At 73.7% G+C, this 16,521-nt stretch carries 17 protein-coding genes; 4 read left to right on the forward strand and 13 right to left on the reverse strand.

Annotation, left to right across the window (positions count from 1 at the left end; genetic code table 11):
* Window positions 1–2 precede the first annotated feature (2 nt).
* From HD597_RS30970 to HD597_RS31025, 12 genes are all read right to left on the reverse strand, one after another.
* Window positions 3–719 (reverse strand): FadR/GntR family transcriptional regulator, encoded by a 717-nt coding sequence (locus tag HD597_RS30970; RefSeq protein ID WP_253746568.1) that lies wholly within the window; start codon window positions 717–719, stop codon window positions 3–5.
* A 10-nt stretch (window positions 720–729) separates the two neighbouring features.
* Window positions 730–1,854: an L-talarate/galactarate dehydratase gene (locus tag HD597_RS30975; RefSeq protein WP_253746570.1), complete on the reverse strand. Its 1,125-nt coding sequence runs from the start codon at window positions 1,852–1,854 to the stop codon at window positions 730–732.
* A gap of 3 nt (window positions 1,855–1,857) precedes the next feature.
* Entirely contained in the window at window positions 1,858–3,012 is a 1,155-nt protein-coding gene (locus tag HD597_RS30980; protein ID WP_253746572.1) for an L-talarate/galactarate dehydratase, read from the reverse strand.
* Between the two features lie 73 nt (window positions 3,013–3,085).
* Window positions 3,086–4,291 carry a cytochrome P450 gene (locus tag HD597_RS30985; RefSeq protein WP_253746574.1) on the reverse strand — a complete coding sequence of 402 codons (1,206 nt, stop codon included), beginning with the start codon at window positions 4,289–4,291 and terminating at the stop codon, window positions 3,086–3,088.
* 16 nt (window positions 4,292–4,307) lie between these two features.
* Entirely contained in the window at window positions 4,308–5,918 is a 1,611-nt protein-coding gene (locus HD597_RS30990) for an FAD-dependent oxidoreductase (protein ID WP_253746576.1), read from the reverse strand.
* A 171-nt stretch (window positions 5,919–6,089) separates the two neighbouring features.
* A complete protein-coding gene (locus HD597_RS30995; protein ID WP_253746577.1) occupies window positions 6,090–7,004 on the reverse strand; it encodes an LLM class F420-dependent oxidoreductase in 915 nt (304 codons plus the stop codon).
* A gap of 100 nt (window positions 7,005–7,104) precedes the next feature.
* Window positions 7,105–7,257, reverse strand: coding sequence for a hypothetical protein (locus HD597_RS31000; protein ID WP_253746579.1), 153 nt, complete (start codon window positions 7,255–7,257; stop codon window positions 7,105–7,107).
* A 57-nt stretch (window positions 7,258–7,314) separates the two neighbouring features.
* Window positions 7,315–10,077 carry an FAD-binding and (Fe-S)-binding domain-containing protein gene (locus tag HD597_RS31005; RefSeq protein WP_253746581.1) on the reverse strand — a complete coding sequence of 921 codons (2,763 nt, stop codon included), beginning with the start codon at window positions 10,075–10,077 and terminating at the stop codon, window positions 7,315–7,317.
* 55 nt (window positions 10,078–10,132) lie between these two features.
* A complete protein-coding gene (locus HD597_RS31010) occupies window positions 10,133–10,981 on the reverse strand; it encodes a fumarylacetoacetate hydrolase family protein (RefSeq protein WP_253746582.1) in 849 nt (282 codons plus the stop codon).
* 68 nt (window positions 10,982–11,049) lie between these two features.
* A complete protein-coding gene (locus HD597_RS31015) occupies window positions 11,050–11,820 on the reverse strand; it encodes an IclR family transcriptional regulator (protein ID WP_253746583.1) in 771 nt (256 codons plus the stop codon).
* A gap of 63 nt (window positions 11,821–11,883) precedes the next feature.
* Complete coding sequence (locus HD597_RS31020; RefSeq protein ID WP_253746585.1) at window positions 11,884–12,897, reverse strand: zinc-dependent alcohol dehydrogenase family protein; 1,014 nt, start codon at window positions 12,895–12,897, stop codon at window positions 11,884–11,886.
* A 99-nt stretch (window positions 12,898–12,996) separates the two neighbouring features.
* Window positions 12,997–13,188 (reverse strand): hypothetical protein, encoded by a 192-nt coding sequence (locus tag HD597_RS31025; RefSeq protein WP_253746586.1) that lies wholly within the window; start codon window positions 13,186–13,188, stop codon window positions 12,997–12,999.
* Window positions 13,189–13,353: 165 nt separating this feature from the next.
* Here HD597_RS31025 and HD597_RS31030 point away from each other — a divergent pair, with 165 nt between their 5' ends.
* From HD597_RS31030 to HD597_RS31045, 4 genes are all read left to right on the forward strand, one after another.
* The gene (locus HD597_RS31030) at window positions 13,354–13,716 is read left to right on the forward strand and encodes a nuclear transport factor 2 family protein (RefSeq protein ID WP_253746587.1); all 363 of its coding nucleotides are present in this window, start codon (window positions 13,354–13,356) and stop codon (window positions 13,714–13,716) included.
* 142 nt (window positions 13,717–13,858) lie between these two features.
* Window positions 13,859–14,185, forward strand: coding sequence for a hypothetical protein (locus HD597_RS31035; RefSeq protein WP_253746589.1), 327 nt, complete (start codon window positions 13,859–13,861; stop codon window positions 14,183–14,185).
* Between the two features lie 42 nt (window positions 14,186–14,227).
* Window positions 14,228–14,860: a TetR/AcrR family transcriptional regulator gene (locus HD597_RS31040; RefSeq protein ID WP_253746591.1), complete on the forward strand. Its 633-nt coding sequence runs from the start codon at window positions 14,228–14,230 to the stop codon at window positions 14,858–14,860.
* An 89-nt stretch (window positions 14,861–14,949) separates the two neighbouring features.
* The gene (locus HD597_RS31045; RefSeq protein WP_253746592.1) at window positions 14,950–15,873 is read left to right on the forward strand and encodes a GNAT family N-acetyltransferase; all 924 of its coding nucleotides are present in this window, start codon (window positions 14,950–14,952) and stop codon (window positions 15,871–15,873) included.
* Between the two features lie 27 nt (window positions 15,874–15,900).
* On the opposite strand, the gene HD597_RS31050 is transcribed toward HD597_RS31045, so the two are convergent.
* Window positions 15,901–16,479: a PadR family transcriptional regulator gene (locus HD597_RS31050; protein ID WP_253746593.1), complete on the reverse strand. Its 579-nt coding sequence runs from the start codon at window positions 16,477–16,479 to the stop codon at window positions 15,901–15,903.
* Window positions 16,480–16,521 lie beyond the last annotated feature (42 nt).

Raw genomic sequence — 16,521 nt, forward strand, 5'->3', positions numbered from 1 at the left:
GGTCAGGGCGCCTGCAGCCTGGCCCGGGAGTTGGACAGGTGCAGGCGCATGGCGGCCCGCGCCGCCGCGGCGTCCTGGCCGGCGATGGCGCGGTAGACGTTCTCGTGCTCCAGCGTCACCCGCGTGAAGTGGGTGGCGTCGGAGACCGTGTAGACGTGCTCCAGCCGCGTCCGCGGCAGCATGATCATCATGGGCCCGAGCGACGTGAGCAGATCGGCGTAGAACCGGTTGTTCGCGGCGAGCGCGATCTTGAGGTGGAACTCGAAGTCGGCCTCGACCGCGTGGCTCGGCTGCTCCCCGATCCGCCCGAGGTCGACCAGGGCCCGTTCGATCGCCTTGAGCTGCAGGTCCGTGCGCCGCTCCGCCGCCAGCCCCGCCGCCTCCGACTCGACGCCGATCCGGAAGTCGATCATGTCGAGGACGTCGCGATGGGTGCGCACCTGCGAGGCCTCCACGGAGAACGCCGTGGAGGCGGGCAGCGCCAGCACGAACGACCCGCGCCCCTGGAAGGTCTCGACGAGCCCGGCGGCCTGCAGCCGCGAGACGGCCTCGCGCACCACCGTGCGGCTGACCCCGAACTCCTGGATCAGCGACGACTCGGTGGGCAGCTTCTGCCCCGGCTGGATCTCGCCGGCCAGGATGCGGGCCTTGAGCCGCTCGACGAGCTCGTGCGCGAGGCCGCGACCGGTGTCGCGGTCGAGTCTGTGATCGGGCGGCACGGCGGACAATCTACCGGCCGTCCACGTGGAACTCGACCTCGTCCAGCCGCCAGTCCCGCGCCCGCCCGGAGAGGGTCAGGCCGAGCCCCGGCCGGTCCGGTACGGCCATCCGCCCGTCCGCGATCTCCAGCCGCTCCTCGAACAGCGGCGAGAGCCATTCGATGTGCTCGACCCAGGAGTCACGCGGGTAGGCCGCGGCCAGGTGCACGTGGATCTCCATCACGAAGTGCGGCGCGACCTGCAGGTGCGCGTGGTCGGCCAGCGCCGCGACCTTGAGGTAGGGGGTGATGCCGCCGACGCGGGGCACGTCGGGCTGCAGGAAGTCCACGGCCCGCAGGTCCACGAGGCGGACCAGGTCGGGGACTCCGGCGAGCATCTCGCCGGTGGCGATCGGGGTGTCGAGCGCGGCGGCGAGCTGCGCGTGCCCCTCGGCGTCGTACGCGTCCAGCGGCTCCTCGATCCACACCAGACCCAGGTCCTCCACCGCCCGGCCGAACCGCAGCGCGCTCGCCCGGTCCCACTGCTGGTTGGCGTCCACCATCAGCGGCACCCCGTCACCCAGGTGCTCGCGGACCGCCGTCAGCCGCCGCAGGTCCTCCCCCATCGAGGGCTGGCCGACCTTGATCTTGATGCCGCCGATGCCGTTCTTCAGCGACTCGGTGGCCTTCTCCTCGACCTCCTCGATCGGGGCCTGGAGGTAGCCGCCGGAGGTGTTGTAGACCCGCACCGAGTCGCGGTAGGCGCCCAGCAGCTTGGCCAGCGGCAGCCCGGCCCGCTTCGCCTTCAGGTCCCACAACGCCACGTCGATCGCGGCCAGCGCCTGCGTCGCCACCCCGGACCGGCCCACCGACGCGCCCGCCCACAGCAGCCGGTCGTAGATCCTGCCGATGTCGGCGGGGTCCTCGCCCAGCAGGAGCTCGCCGACCTCCCCGGCGTGCGCGAACTGCGCCGGCGTGCCCGCCCGGGTCGTGTAGGAGAACCCCAGCCCCGCCAGGCCGTCCGTGGTGACGATCTCGCAGGTCAGAACGTCGATCCGGGCCAGGGGACGCTGCCGCCCGGTGGCCACCTTGGCGTCGCTGACCGGCCGGGCCAGGGGCACGGCGTAGCGGCAGAACCGCACCGACTCCACGCGCACGGCTCAGGCCTTCCCGAACTCGACGGAGTCCACCGTCCACTTGCGGCACTGGTCGCTGAGCGTGAAGCCGAGCCCGGGCCGGTCCGGCACGATCATGCGGCCGTCCCGCGTCTCCAGGCGCTCGTTGAACAGCGGGTTCAGCCACTCGAAGTGCTCGACCCACGGCTCGCGCGGGTACACGGCGGCCAGGTGGAGGTGGATCTCCATGGCGAAGTGCGGCGCGAGCTGCAGCCCCGCGTGGTCGGCGAGCGTGGCCAGGCGCAGGAACGGGGTGATGCCGCCGACGCGCGGGGCGTCGGGCTGGATGATGTCGGCGGCGCGCGCCTCGATGAGGCGGACGTGCTCGGCGACGCTGGAGAGCATCTCGCCGGTGGCGATCGGGGTGTCGAGCGCGGCGGCGAGCTGCGCGTGGCCTTCCGCGTCGTACGCGTCCAGCGGCTCCTCGATCCACACCAGACCCAGGTCCTCGACCGCCCGGCCGAACCGCAGCGCGCTCGCCCGGTCCCACTGCTGGTTGGCGTCCACCATCAGCGGCACCCCGTCGCCCAGGTGCTCCCGCACGGCCGCGAGCCTGCGCAGGTCCTCCTTCATGTCCGGCTGGCCGACCTTGATCTTGATGCCGCCGATGCCGTCGGCCAGCGACTGCGTCGCCCGCGCCTTGACCTCCTCGATCGGCGCGTGCAGGAAGCCGCCGGAGGTGTTGTACGTCCTGACGGAGTCGCGGTAGGCGCCCAGCAGCTTGGCCAGCGGCAGCCCGGCCCGCCTGGCCTTCAGGTCCCATAGCGCCACGTCGATCGCGGCCAGCGCCTGCGTCGCCACCCCGGACCGGCCGACCGACGCGCCGGCCCACAGCAGCGACTCGTAGACCTTGCCGATGTCGGACGGGTCCTGCCCGAGCAGGTTCTCGCCGACCTCCTTGGCGTGCGCGTACTGGGCGGGGCCGCCGGCCCGCTTGGAGTAGCTGAAGCCGGTGCCGCTGTGACCGTCCTCGGTGGAGATCTCGGCGAAGAGGAAGGCGATCTCGGTCATCGGCTTCTGCCGCCCGGTCAGCACCTTCGCGTCGCTGATGGGGACGTCGAGCGGGAGCGTGACGGAGGAGAGTGCGACGTGGCGGATGCGGTCCATGGAGGTCCTCGGCATGGTCGGCGGCAGATTCATCCGTCATCGTATGACTCCATAAGTCGTATGACAACTTCTGGGACCGACGGTCCTCGCGCACCGGTTCCGCCTGTCAGGCGGGGGCGACGCCGTCGTACTCCACCACCAGGTGCCGCGGGCCCCTCAGGACGGCGCTCGGCCGGTAGGGCGGCGGGTCGGCGACCAGCCGCGGATTGTCCAGCCTGCGCACCAGCTCGTTCAGCACGATCTGCGCCTCCGTCCTGGCCAGCGGCGCGCCGAAGCAGTAGTGCACGCCACCTCCGAAACCGAGGTGCTCGTTGCGCGGCCGGTCGAGGTCGAACTCGTCCGGCCGCGCCACGTGGCCGGGGTCGCGGCTGCCCGCGGCCATGGCCAGCACGACGGGCGCTCCTGCCGGGATCGTGGTGTCCGCGATCGTGATGTCGTCCAGCGCCACCCGGGAGGAGACGAACTGCACCGGCGGCTCGTAGCGCAGCAGCTCCTCGACGGCGGGGATGATCAGATCGGGGTCCTCGCGCAGCAGTTCCAGCAGCTCGGGGCGGCGCAGGAAGGTGAGCATGCCGTTGGCGATGAGGTTGATCGTGGTCTCGTGGCCGGCGATCAGCAGCAGCACCGACGTGGCCACCACCTCGTCCTGCGTCATGCCGCCCTCGGGGCCGCGGTAGGTCATGAGCCCCGACAGCATGTCGTCCCGCGGCTCCCGGCCGCGCGCCTCGGCGAGCCCGGCCAGGTAGCGCGACAGCTCCATGGACGCCGCCCTGCGCGCCCGCTCGCGTTCCGCGCGGTCCTCCTCCCCCGGCCCGAGCGTCTCGACGACCTCGTCCGCCAGCGCGTGGAAGCGCGGCTCGTCCTCCTCCGGTACGCCGAGCAGCGCGCAGATCACCGCCACCGGCAGCGGGTAGGCCACCTCGTCCACGAGGTCGGCCCGGTTCCTGCCGGCCAGCGCGTCGATCAGCGAGGTGGTCAGGCCGAGCATCTTCGGGCGCAGCCGCTCGACCGTGCCCGGCGAGTGCGGCGGGCCGAAGTGCCGCATGGCCAGGTGGCGCAGCCGGTCGTGCTCCGGCGGGTCGAGGCCGATGAAGGACGGGTCGAGGTCCGGGTCGTGGGGCGCGGCGCTGTCGAGGTTGCGGCGGTCGGAGCTGATGCGCGGATCGTGCAGCAGGGCGACGATCTCCCGGTAGGTGCTGACGAGGTACGAGCCGTCGTCCTGCAACGTCACGGGGCTCTCGCGCAGCGCGCCGAAGAACCGGTACGGGTCGGCGCGGGCGGCCGGGTCGAGGATCTGCTTCAGGACGTTCATGCTCTTCTCCTGCCGTTCAGTGCGGGTGCACCAGGGAGGCGCGGCGCTCCGCCGGGTCGTGGCCGGTGACCACGACCGTCGCCCCCGCGGCGGCCACCAGCCGCTCGGGGACCCGCGCGGCCGCCGGCTGCCCGTCCGCGCCGCCGCCGACGTGGCGGAAGTCCGGCGGGAACGGCGCCGCCCGCTCGATCTCGTGCCGGTAGAACTCCAGCCACATGGCCTGGTCGAAGGTGACCGCCGCGGTGACCCGGCCCTGGTAGCCGTAGACGGCGACGAACCGCCGCCGCTCCGGCGAGCCCTGGGCGAAGACCACCTGGTCGGCGAACGTGGGCACCCCGACCGACTTGATGTTCACGCCGAACTGGCTGGACCAGAAGACCGGCACCGACAGGTGCGGCCAGCGGTGCGCCTGGTCGCTCACCATGTTGTGCGCGGCGATCTCGGCCTGGGCGACCGCGTTGCCCCAGTGTTCGAGGCTCATGAACTGGTACTCGTACAGCGGGTGCGGGAAGCGGGCGATGTCGCCGGCCACGAAGACGTCGTCGGTGACCAGGCCGTTGATGTCCACGGCCCGGCAGCCCGCGTCGCACGCCACGCCCCACACCCCGGCGGCCAGCCCGGAGTCCCGCAGCCACTCCACGTTGCGCACGGAGCCGAGCGCCACCACGGCCACGTCCGCCTCGACCGTGCTGCCGTCCGACAGCCGGGCCCCGCTCAGCCGCCCGTTCCCGTCCGACTCCAGCGCCGTGACCGTCGTGCCGCAGCGCAGGTCCACGCCGTGGTCGCGCTGGAGTTGCGCGGCCACGTCGCCGATGACGCCGCCCATGGCGTTGTAGAGCGGGGCGGGGCCGCGCTCGACGACCGTCACCGGCAGGTCCAGCTCCCGGCAGACGGAGGCGATCTCGCTGCCGGTGAACCCGGCGCCGAGGATCAGCACGCGGCGCGGGCCGGCGGCCAGCGACTGCCGCAGCTCGGCGGCGTCGCGCGCGTCGCGCAGCGTGTGCACGCCTTCGAGCGCGCCCTCGGCCGCGTCGGGCCACGGGCGGGCGCGGGTGCCGGTGGCCAGCAGGACCCGGTCGAAGCCGATCTCCCTGCCGTCCGCCAGCCGTACGCGCTTGCCCGCCACGTCCAGCCCGGTCGCCGGCGTGCCGAACAGCAGCTCGGCCTCCACCTCGCGCAGGCGGGGCAGCAGCGTGTGCTCGGGCGGCACCTGGCCGGTGAGCACCTGCTTGGACAGGGGCGGCCGGTCGTACGGCTCCCGCGTCTCGTCGCCGATCATGGTCAGCGACCCGGCGAACCCCTCCCGCCTGAGCACCTCGGCCGCCCGCGCCCCGGCCAGCGAGGCCCCCACGATCACGATCCGGCCGTCCTTGGACGCGGCGCCGGTCGCCGGGGGCTGCGGCCCGGCCTGCTGCCGGCCGGGCGGCGGCATGGGCAGCGCCGTCCTGTCGAGGTGGATGGCCTGGACCGGGCAGGCCGCCGCCGCCCTGAGCACGTGCCGGCGCTGCTCGTCGGCGGGCTGCAGGTCGTACAGGAGCGCCTCGTCGTGCATGGTGAAGACGTCCGGCGCGAGGAACACGCACTGCCCGTAACCCTGGCAGCGCGTCAGATCGACGACGACTCGCACAAGCCTCTCCCCCGGTTGACCGCGACGGCTACCGGTGGGGAGCGCCCCGCCCCTGCGCGCCGGAGGCGGGCCCGGCTCCCTGAGCTCTTCCCCGCCGCCGCGGGCCGTAGCGCGCCCGCTCCAATCCTTTTCCTGCCCTTGCCGAGGCCGGGACCGTCACGGGCGGCGGGATCAGGTCTCGATGATGTCGGCGCGGGCCAGGATGCGCAGGTGCTCCAGCAGTTCCTCGGCGCTGCCGGTGAGCGGCTGGATGCAGACGTGGTCGGCGCCCGCGTCGAGATGCGCGCGCGCCCGCTCGATGATGGTCTCGGGATCGCCCCACGCCACGATGGCGTCCACCAGCGCGTCGCTGCCGCCCTCGGTCAGGTCCTCGTCGCTCCAGCCCAGCTCGCGCAGGTTGTTGGCGTAGTTCGGCAGCGCCAGGTAGCGCGAGGTGAACTGGCGGGCGATGCGCCGCGCCCGGTCCGGGTCGGTCTCCAGCAGGACGGTCTGCTCCGGCGCCAGCAGCGGCTCGGGGCCGAGCACGGCTCGCGCGCGGGCGGTGTGCTCCGGGGGCACGAAGTAGGGATGCGCCCCGCTGGCCCGCTGGGCGGCCAGCTCCAGCATCTTCGGGCGCAGCGCGGCCAGCACCCGGGGCGCGGACTCCGCCAGCGGGCCGGCGTACTCGGAGGCGTCCATGGCGTCGAGGTAGTGGCGCATGGCCGACACCGGCTTGCGGTAGTCGTGCCCGCGTGCCGTCACCGCGGGCGCGTGGCTGACGCCGAGGCCGAGCAGGAAGCGGCTCTCGTACGCCTCCGCGAGCGCGTTGGCGCCGTTGGCGGCGGCGACGGGGTCGCGCGCCCAGATGCTGGCGATGCCGGTCGCCACCGTGAGGCTGCTGGTGGCGCCCAGCAGGATCGCCGCGTGGGCCAGCGACTCCTTGCCGTTCGGCGTCTCGCCGACCCACAACGTCTTGAAGCCCAGGCTCTCGATCTCCGCGGCGGCCTCCCGCTCGAACGAGGCCGGCTCCCGGCTGAGGGTGGCGTTCCAGACCCCCACGCGCCCCATGCGCCGCTTCAGCGCCTCGATCTCGCTCGTCTCCGGCATCGCGCTCCACCACCTCGTCGGACCGGGCTTGGCAAGATCCACGATAGACAGCCCATGGTCGAGGCAGGTTAATGACGTGCCGTGCTCCCGGCCATCCCGGTCACGGGGCCTGCGCCGGGATCACGCCGGCGTCGGCGAGGACGGCCAGGAACAGTCCCAGGCACAGCAGCGCCACCGGCCACACCTTCTGGGTGAGCGCGAGGAGGATGCCGGCGAGGAGGGCGATGACGGCCAGGATGTCGAGGGCGTGCATGGTGGGTCTCTGCCCGCCCGTACGGATCTCAGGCCCCGGAAGGCGGCCCGGCGCCGGTCAGGGCGCGGTGGCGCGGTCGAGCAGTTCGAGGAGGTGGTGGTACGGCTCGCCGGTGGCGCGCGTCATGCCCAGCTCGCAGGTGCGGTTGACCGAGGCGTGCGCGGCGAAGCTCCCGGCCCGCACGCCGGCGGCCTCGGCCCGGGTGGCCGAGGCGGTCAGCTCGGGGTGCAGCAGGCCGCGGTCGCCGGCGAACGCGCAGCACTGCCAGCCCTGCGGCACCGTCACCTCCTCGGCGACCGCCCGGGCGATCCGGTCGATGGCGGTGTCCAGGCCCAGGCGGGTGGAGGAGCAGGTGGGATGCAGGGCCAGGGAGGGCAGGCGGCGCTTGACGGCCAGGCGGGGCAGGAGGTGCTCGGCGGTGTAGGCGACCGCGTCCGTCACCTCCAGGCCGAGGTGGCCGAAGCCCTCGGTGCAGGAGGCGGCGTCGCTGATCACCGGGACACGGCCGCCGTCCGTCGCTTCGAGGAGCACGTCGCGGACGCGGCCGGCCATCACCTCGTGGCCGTCGGAGTAGCCCTTGGACGACCAGGGCGTGCCGCAGCACAGCCCGCCGATGCCCTCCGGCACGCGCAGCCGCACGCCCGCGCGCCCGGCCAGCCGGGCGAAGGCGATCATCACGCCGGGGCCGCCGTCGGCGGGGGCGAACATGGTGTTCAGGCAGGAGGGGAGGTAGACCGCGTCGGCCTCGGCGTTCGGCAGCGGGCGGCGGCGCATCCCGCCGCGCGGCAGGTCGCGGCTCCACTGCGGCACGGCCTCGGCCATCCCGCGGGCGGCCCGGCTCGCGGCCTCGGGCAGCGCGGGCGGGGCCGCGGCGGCGGTGTCCAGGGCCAGGTTCATCGCCCGGGTGACGCCGTCCCAGTGCCTGGCGGCGCTCTTCCAGCCCTGCCGCGCGGCGCGGCCGTGGCGTTCGGCGCGCAGGCGCTTGGTCAGGTCGCCGGTGTTGATGCCGACGGGGCAGGCGGTGGCGCACATGCCGTCCACGGCGCAGGTGTCGACGGCGTCGTAGCCGTACTCGGCCTCCAGCTCGCGGGCGAGGGCGTGGTCGCCCGCCTCGTGAGCGGCGGCCAGTTCGCGGCGCAGCACGATGCGCTGGCGCGGGGTGGTGGTCAGGTCGCGGCTGGGGCAGACGGGCTCGCAGTAGCCGCACTCCACGCACCGGTCCACCTCGGGCTCGACGGTGACCACGTGCTTGAGGTCGCGCAGGTGGGCGTCGTCCCGCTCGGTGAGCACGACGCCCGGGTTGAGCGTGCCGTCCGGGTCGCACAGGCGCTTGATCTCGCGCATCACCTCGTACAGCTCGTCGCCGTACTGGCGGCGCACGAACGGGGCCATGACGCGGCCGGTGCCGTGCTCGGCCTTGAGCGTGCCGCCCCTGGACAGGACGGCCTCGACCATGTCCTCGGTGAAGGCGGCGTAGCGCTCCAGCTCGGTGTCGAAGCGCTCGTTGAGCATGAAGTGCAGGTTGCCGTCCTTGGCGTGGCCGAAGATGACGCTGCGATCGTAGCGGTGCCGGGCGAACAGGGCGTTCAGCTCGTCGCAGAGCTCGGCCAGGGCGGGCACGGGGACGGCGACGTCCTCGAGCAGGGCGGTGGTGCCGCTGGGGCGGGCGCCGGCGACCGAGGCGTACAGGCCCTTGCGGATGTGCCACAGCGCGGCCCGGCCGCCCGTGTCCCTGCTCAGCGCGGCGGGGACGGCCAGTTCCAGCTCGGGGAGCAGCTCCCCGGCCGCAAGCTCGCGCGCCGCGAGGAGGTCCTCCTCGGACTCCTGCCACTCGACCAGGAGGGCGGCGTGCTCTCGTACGGTGAGCGTGCGCAGCAGGTCGCCGGCCTTGGGGTCGGTGCGGGCGACACGCAGCGACTCGGCGTCCAGCAGTTCGACGGCGGCGGGGGCGGCCTCCACCAGCCGGGGCATGGCGGCCATGGCCTGGCGCAGGGTGGGGAAGACGAGCAGGCCGGTCGCGGCCAGCCGGTGCGCGGGGACCGTGCGGAAGACGGCCTCGGCGACGAAGCCGAGCGTGCCCTCGCTGCCGATGACGAGGTGGGCGAGGATCCGCGCGGGCGTGTCGTGGTCGAGCAGGCTGTTCAGGCCGTAGCCCATGGTGTTCTTCAGCGAGAACTGGGCCTGGACGCGCCGCACCGAGTCCGGATTCTCCCGGACTCGGTCGCGCAGCCTGAGCAGGCCCTCCGCCAGGGCGGGCTCCAGCGCGCGCAGCCGCTCGTCGGCGTCGGGGGCGCCGGTGTCGATGACGGTGCCGCTGGGCAGCACGATCGTCATCGACTCCAGCGTCTGATACGTGTTGGCGTGCGTGCCGCAGGTCATGCCGCTGGAGTTGTTGGCGACGACGCCGCCGATCGTGCACGCCGACTCGCTGGCCGGGTCGGGGCCGAGCTTGCGGCCGTACGGGGCGAGGCGGGCGTTGACCTGCCGCAGCACCGCGCCGGGCTGCACCCGCACCCGCTCCCCGCCGTCCAGCACCTCGATGGCGCGGAAGTGCCGCCGGGTGTCCACGAGCAGGTGCTCGCTGACCCCCTGCCCGCTCAGGCTGGTGCCGCCCGAGCGGAACGTCAGCGGCAGCCCCGTCCGCAGCAGCGCCGCCACCTGCTGCGCGCTCTCCGGCACCAGCACGGCCTGCGGGGTGAGCAGGTAGTGGGAGGCGTCGTGAGCCAGGCCGAGCCGGTCGCTCGCCCGCGCCCTGGCGATCCCCGGGACGGCGGCCTCCACCGCGGCCAGGACGGCGGGGTCGGGTGCGGTCAGACTCATGCTCACTCCGGTCTTTCTCCAGGGGCCCGCGGCGAGGGCCTTCGGCGGTGATGGCTCAGCGGGGGCCGACGACCTGCTGACGCTGGCTGCCGAGGCCCTCGATCCCCAACTCCATCACGTCGCCCGGCTGGAGCCAGATCTGGGGGTCGTGGCCCATGCCCACGCCGGGCGGGGTGCCGGTGTTGATCAGGTCGCCGGGCTCCAGGACCATGAACTGGCTCAGGTGGTGCACGATGACGTACGGGTCGAAGATCATCGTCTTGGTGGTGCCGGTCTGGCGGCGCACGCCGTTGACGTCCAGCCACATGCCGAGGTTCCTGACGTCGGCGAGCTCGTCCGGGGTGACCAGCCACGGCCCTGCGGGGTTGAACGTCTCGGCCGACTTGCCCTTGCTCCACTGCCCGCCGCGCTCCATCTGGAAGGCGCGCTCGCTGACGTCGTTGACCACGCAGTAGCCGGCGATCGCGCCCCTGGCCTCCTCGGCCGAGTCGAGGTAGGAGGTGCGGCGGCCGATGACGATGCCCAGCTCCACCTCCCAGTCGGTCTTGGTCGAGCCGCGCGGGATGCGCACGTCGTCGTACGGGCCGACGAGCGTGTTGGGCGACTTGGTGAACAGGATCGGCTCGTCCGGCACGGCCTGGCCGGTCTCGGCGGCGTGGTCGCTGTAGTTGAGGCCGATGCACAGGATCTGGTGCGGCCGGGCGATCGGCGCGCCGATCCGCTCGCCGGCGAACTCCTGGGGCCGGCCGGTGGCCACCCGCCCGGCCAGCGTCGCGGCCCCTCCCGAGGCGAAGAAGCGCTCGTCGAAGTCGGGGGTGAGGTCGGAGACGTCGATGTAGTGGGTGTCGTCCACGCGGACGACCGGCTTCTCGGCGCCGGGCGCGCCGATGCGCATGAGGTACATGGGGTCTCTCTCAGCAGGGGTTCCGGTAGGGCGTGGGCAGGCCGCGTACGCCCGCCCGGCGGTGCGCGTCACGGGAGGTCCTCTCCCGAGGCGATGGCCCGGATGGCGGGCACGTCCTCGACGAGCCTGCGCAGCGGGGTGCGGTAGGCCAGGCCGCTGACGCTGATCGCGCCGCTGGGCACGGTGGGCGAGGTCAGGTAGGCGGCGACGGCCACGCAGTTGACGCCGGGCTCGTTCTCCTGGTCGTCGGTGGCGTAGCCCTGCTCGCGGATGCGTACGAGCTCGGCGTGCAGTTCCCCCGCCGTGCCGATCGACTGCCCGGTCGGCCGTTCCAGCACGCGGCCCCCCGCCCAGGCGCGGACCTCGTCCTCGGTCCTGAGCGCGTCGGCCAGGAGCACCTTGCCGACCGCCGTGCAGTGGGCCGGGTTGCGCCCGCCCACCACCGAGCTGAGCCGCACCGCGCCTGTCGCCGGGTCGAGCTTGGACCGGTAGACGACCGAGTGCCCGTCGAGCACGGCGTAGTGGGCCGTCTCGCCGTGGCGCTCGCACAGCGCCCTGAGCACCGGCATGACGCGGACGTGGTCGGGCCGGGCCTCGTGGTGCGCGAAGGCCATCCGCAGGAACTCGTCGCCCAGGACGTACCGGCCGTGGCCGTGCTGGGCGGCGAAGCCGGCGCGGCGCAGCGCGGCCAGCGCGCGGTGCACCGTCGGCTTGGGGCTGGCCACCGCCCGCGCCATCTCCTCCAGCCCGATGCCGTCGGGATGGCGCGCCAGCTCGGCCAGCACCGCCAGCACGCGGTCGGAGCCGACGAGCTTGTCCGCGGGGTTCAGCTCGGACATGTTCCGAACCCTAGACCATCGTTCCGGCATGCGAAAGCTGGCGTCCTCGCCGGCCGGCACGGGTCAGGGGACGGTGACGACGATCTTGCCGATCTGCGCGTTCGACTCCAGGTGGCGGTGCGCCGCCGCGATCTCGTCCAGCTCGAAGGTGCGGTCCACGACGGCTCTGAAGGCTCCCGAGCGCAGCCCGGACGCCACGAACGCCTCCGCGCGGCGCAGCCGCTCGGGCCTTCTCGTCGTCTCCAGCATCGTGTACGTGCGCATGGCCACCGCCGGCATGCCGAGCTCGATCCCCGGATAGGGCGTCGGCTGCCCGCTCAGCGCCCCGTACACCAGCAGCATGCCGCCGCTCGCGACCGCCCTCATCAGGCCCCGCACGCCGGGGCCCGCCACGGCGTCGAGGACGAGCCCGGCGCCCCGGCCGCCGGTGGCCGCCAGCACCCGCTCCGCCACGTCCTCCCCGCTCACGCCCTCCTCGGGCCCGGTGACGATCACCTCCGCCGCGCCCTCCTTCAGCAGCGCCTCCTTCTTGGCGGCGGTGCGGGTCAGGGCGATCGGCGTGGCGCCGAGGCGGTCGGCGACGTGGATGGCGGCCAGGCCCACGCTGCTGGAGGCCGCGTTCAGCACGACCGTGTCACCGGGCCGGACCCCGCCGGTCTCCATCAGGGCGCCGTAGGCCGTCACGTACGACATCCACACGGCGGCGCCCTCGACCGCGCCGATCCCCTCCGGGCGGCGCAGCACCGCCGCGGCGGGCACGACGACGCTCTCGCCGTACACGCCGTAGTCGTTCATCGAGAACGTCTGCACCGTGCTGACCGGCTGGCCGGGCCGCAGGCCGGTCACCCCGGCGCCGACCGCCTCCACGACGCCGGCGGCCTCCGTGCCCAGCGTGGCGGGGAACCGCTTCACGGGCTCGATGTACAGGCCCGAGCGGAACAGCACCTCCGACCGGTTCAGCCCGATGGCCTCCACCCGGACGCGCACCTCGCCGGGCCCGGGATCGCGCACCTCCACGTCCTCCAGCCGCAGCACCTCAGGCCCGCCGAGCTCGCGGAACACCACCGTCCTGGCCATCGCACAAGTCCTTCCGTCACAGGGGGAACGCAGGGGTCCACTCCAGCACGGAAGTTCGATGGCTGTCAAACTTCGATGGTTACCGAACCACGGGCACCGTCACAGCGGGCGCTTGGTGCCCGACTCGCCGTCGGCCAGCACCATGGCGAGCTGCGGCGTGCGGACCACGGTCGCGTCGGAGCACGGGTCCGACGCGCCGTCGGCCCGCGCCGGGGAGGCGCCCAGCGCCAGCACGGCGAGCAGCGCGCCGGTCGCGGCGGCGGCACGACGGGTCCGGGTGCGGAACTTCATGGGGGCTCCTTCAGTCGACCGGTGATCACGACCGTGCTCCTCACCAGGATCGGCTCCACACCCCCGCCCGTCCACCCCGAATCCTCCCTTTTCTGCTAGTTGCGCGCCGCACCTGCTCCCGTATCGTCCCCAGCAACGATCCTGATCACGTGAGGGGTGATCGGCATGTCCGTCGCTGCGGTACGGCACGTCTTCCGGGTAGTGGACTCCTTCGACCCCGACGAGTTCGTGAAGCTGCTGTCCGAGGACGCCACGCTGGTGTTCGCCAACGCCGAGCCGGCCGTCGGCCGCGAGGCGATCGCCGCCGGGCTCCGGACGTTCTTCGCCACCATCGGCGGCCTGCGGCACCGCATCGTGCGCACCTGGGAGGCCGGTGGCGACACCATCGCCGAGACCGAGGTCACCTACCGGCGGCTCGACGGCAAGGACGTCGGCGTCCCGGCCGTGTCGATCTGGCGCACCGGCTCCGACGGTCTGATCTACGACTACCGCATCTTCGTCGACCTCGCCCCCGTCTACGCGCCGTAGCCGGGCACGGGTCTCCGCGCAGCCCGGGGGGGCCGGGCGTCACCTCCTCTCCACAAGTCCTCATCCGAGGACTTGAAAGTCCCCACATGAGGACTTTAGAGTCGGGTCAGACGAACCCGCCCTCTGGCGATCAGGAGATGCCATGTACGCAGTCGTCCGCCACTACAGCACCGCGCCGGGCTCGGTCGAGGCGATGGTCTCGGCCGTCGACCACGAGTACGCCGACCGTGTCCCCCAGGAGGTCGGCGCCGTCCTCTACAGCGCCGTCGACACCGGCGACGGCACGGCGATCACCATCACGATCTACGACGACGAGGAGGCGGCCGTACGCTCGGAGGCCACGGTGGCCGAGCTCCAGCGCGATCTCGGCGAGCGGTTCGGCGTCGAGCAGACCGCCGCGCACCGGGGCGAGGTCGTGGTGAGCCGGGCGAGCGAGGCCGTCGCCCGGCCGGTGCGCTTCAGGCCATGACCTCGCCTCCATGAGCAGGCTTCAGGGCCTAACCTCACCTCCATGAACAGGACAGGACGGCGGCCGGGCGCCTCCACCACCCGGGAGGAGATCCTGGCGGCGGCGGCCGAGGCGTTCAGCACCGGCGGCTTCGAGGCCACCAGCATGCGCCAGGTGGCCGCCGCGGCGGGCGTGGACCCGGCCCTGGTGCGGCGGTTCTTCGGGAGCAAGGAGCAGCTGTTCGGCGCGGTCGTGACGGACGTGTTCCAGCCGGAGCGGGCCGTGGCCATGCTGCTGGACGGCCCGCGGGGCAGGCTGGGCGAGCGGCTGGTCACCTACGTCCTGGGCCTGCTGGGCGAGGTGGAGCGGCCCGGCCCGCTGCTGGGGCTGATGCGCTCGGCGGCGACCAGCGAGCCCGCCGCGGCCCTGATCAGGAGCTTCCTGGCCGACGACATGCTGGGCGAGGTCACGCGGCGGCTCGGCGTGGACCGGCCCGAGCTGCGCGCCGCGCTGGCCGCGGGGCAGCTCGTGGGCCTGGCCATCACCCGCTACGCCGTCCGGGCGGACGCGCTGGTCGCCGCCGGGCCGGACGAACTGGCCGGCTGGGTCGCCCCCGCGCTCCAGCGCTACCTCACCGGCCGGGCTCCCGGACCACGACCGACGCCGCCACCCGGCACCACCCCCGACCACGACTGACCGCCACCCGGGATCACGCGCTGACCGGACCGCCCCGGATCCCCGCGTTCCCTAGAATCTGAGCCGGAGCGGACAGAGGGGCGAGGGACGTGCTGGAGACCGGTGTGCGGGCCGCGACGCAGGACGACATGCCGGCCGTGCGCGGCGTGGCCCGGCGTTTCGGCCTGCTGGGCGGCTGGCGGCCCGGCTCCCCCGACTTCCTCGACGCCGAGCGCGCCTTCGGCACGCTGCTCCTCGCCCCGGCCCCGCCCGGCGAGGAGGACGGGCTCGCGCTGGGGTTCGGCGGCACCCTGCGCAGGGGCGAGCTCACCCACCTGGCCGACCTGTTCGTGCTGCCCGCCCACCAGTCGTCGGGGCTCGGCCGGGCCCTGCTGGCGCGGCTGCTCGCCGCGGACGGCCCCAGGGCGACCTTCGCCTCGTCCGACCCTCGCGCGCTGGGCCTGTACGTGCGGCACGGGCTGCGTCCGTGGTGCCCGCTGCTCTACCTGACCGGCCCGGCGGCGGGCCTGCCCGCCCCGCGCGTGCGCGTGACGTCCGCCGGCGAGGTCGCGGCCCTGGACGCCGCCGTCGCGGGCGGCGACCGCCGTCGGACGCTCGCCTGGCACGCGGCCCTGCCCGGGGTCACCGCGTACGCGGCGGGCGAGGGATACGCCTTCGCCCGCGCCACCGCCGGCGGCGTGCTGATCGGCCCGGCGGGCGGCGCCACGCCCCAGGACTGCGCGAACGCCGTTCTGGGCGCCCTCGCCGCCACCACGACGCCGGGCACCACGACGCCGGGCACCGCGACACCAGGCACCGCTACACCGGGCACCGCGAAGACCGCGGCACCCGCCCTCGCCGCCACCACGACGCCGGACATCGGCAAGATCGCCGTTCCGGGCCCGCATCCTCTCGTACCGGCGCTGATCGCGGCCGGCTGGCGGATCCGCGACCTGGACACCCTCATGGCCGACGACGCCGCACTCGCCCTCATCCACCCCGACCGCTACATCCCCCATCCGGACCTCGGCTGAGGAACGCCGCCCGCCGGGCGGGGGCGCTCAGGCGTCCCCGGCCAGGAGGCGCAGGCTCTCCCGGGCCCAGTCGGCGCGGGCCTGCGCGACGGCGATCTGGCCGTCGAACACATGCGCCTTCAGCCTGGCGATCCGGTCGTGCTCGGCAGGCGGCCGGTTCTTCAGCCGTTCCCTGAGCAGATCGGTCTCCTTGGCCAGCAGCGCCTGGCTGTGCGCGCGCCATTCGGCGATCAGCTTCTCCTGCCCCTCGATGTAGGCCCGCAGCACCGACGCGGCCTCCTCCGGGTCGACCATGTCGAAGAAGAGCGCCTGGAGGAAGAACGCGTCCCGCACCGGCGGCGCGGAGTGGCCGGTGCTCACCCAGCCGCGCAGCTCCTCCAGCCCCCGCTCGGTGATCGAGTAGACCATCCGCCTCAGCTTCGTGCCGCGGATCTCCTGCTGGCCCTCGATCAGGCCGGCCTGCTCCATCTGCCGCAGCGTCGGATAGATCTGGCTGTGCGGCGCGGACCACACCCAGCGCGGGGCGGCCTCGAAGAAGCGGGTCAGCTCGTACCCGTTCATCGGGCGCGCCTCCAGGACGCCGAGCAGCGCGTGCTGAAGCGACATGCCCCTCAGCATAGGGAGGGCGACAGAACCCCTAGAACATGT

This window comes from Nonomuraea thailandensis (assembly GCF_024172165.1).
GTDB classification, from domain to species: domain Bacteria; phylum Actinomycetota; class Actinomycetes; order Streptosporangiales; family Streptosporangiaceae; genus Nonomuraea; species Nonomuraea thailandensis.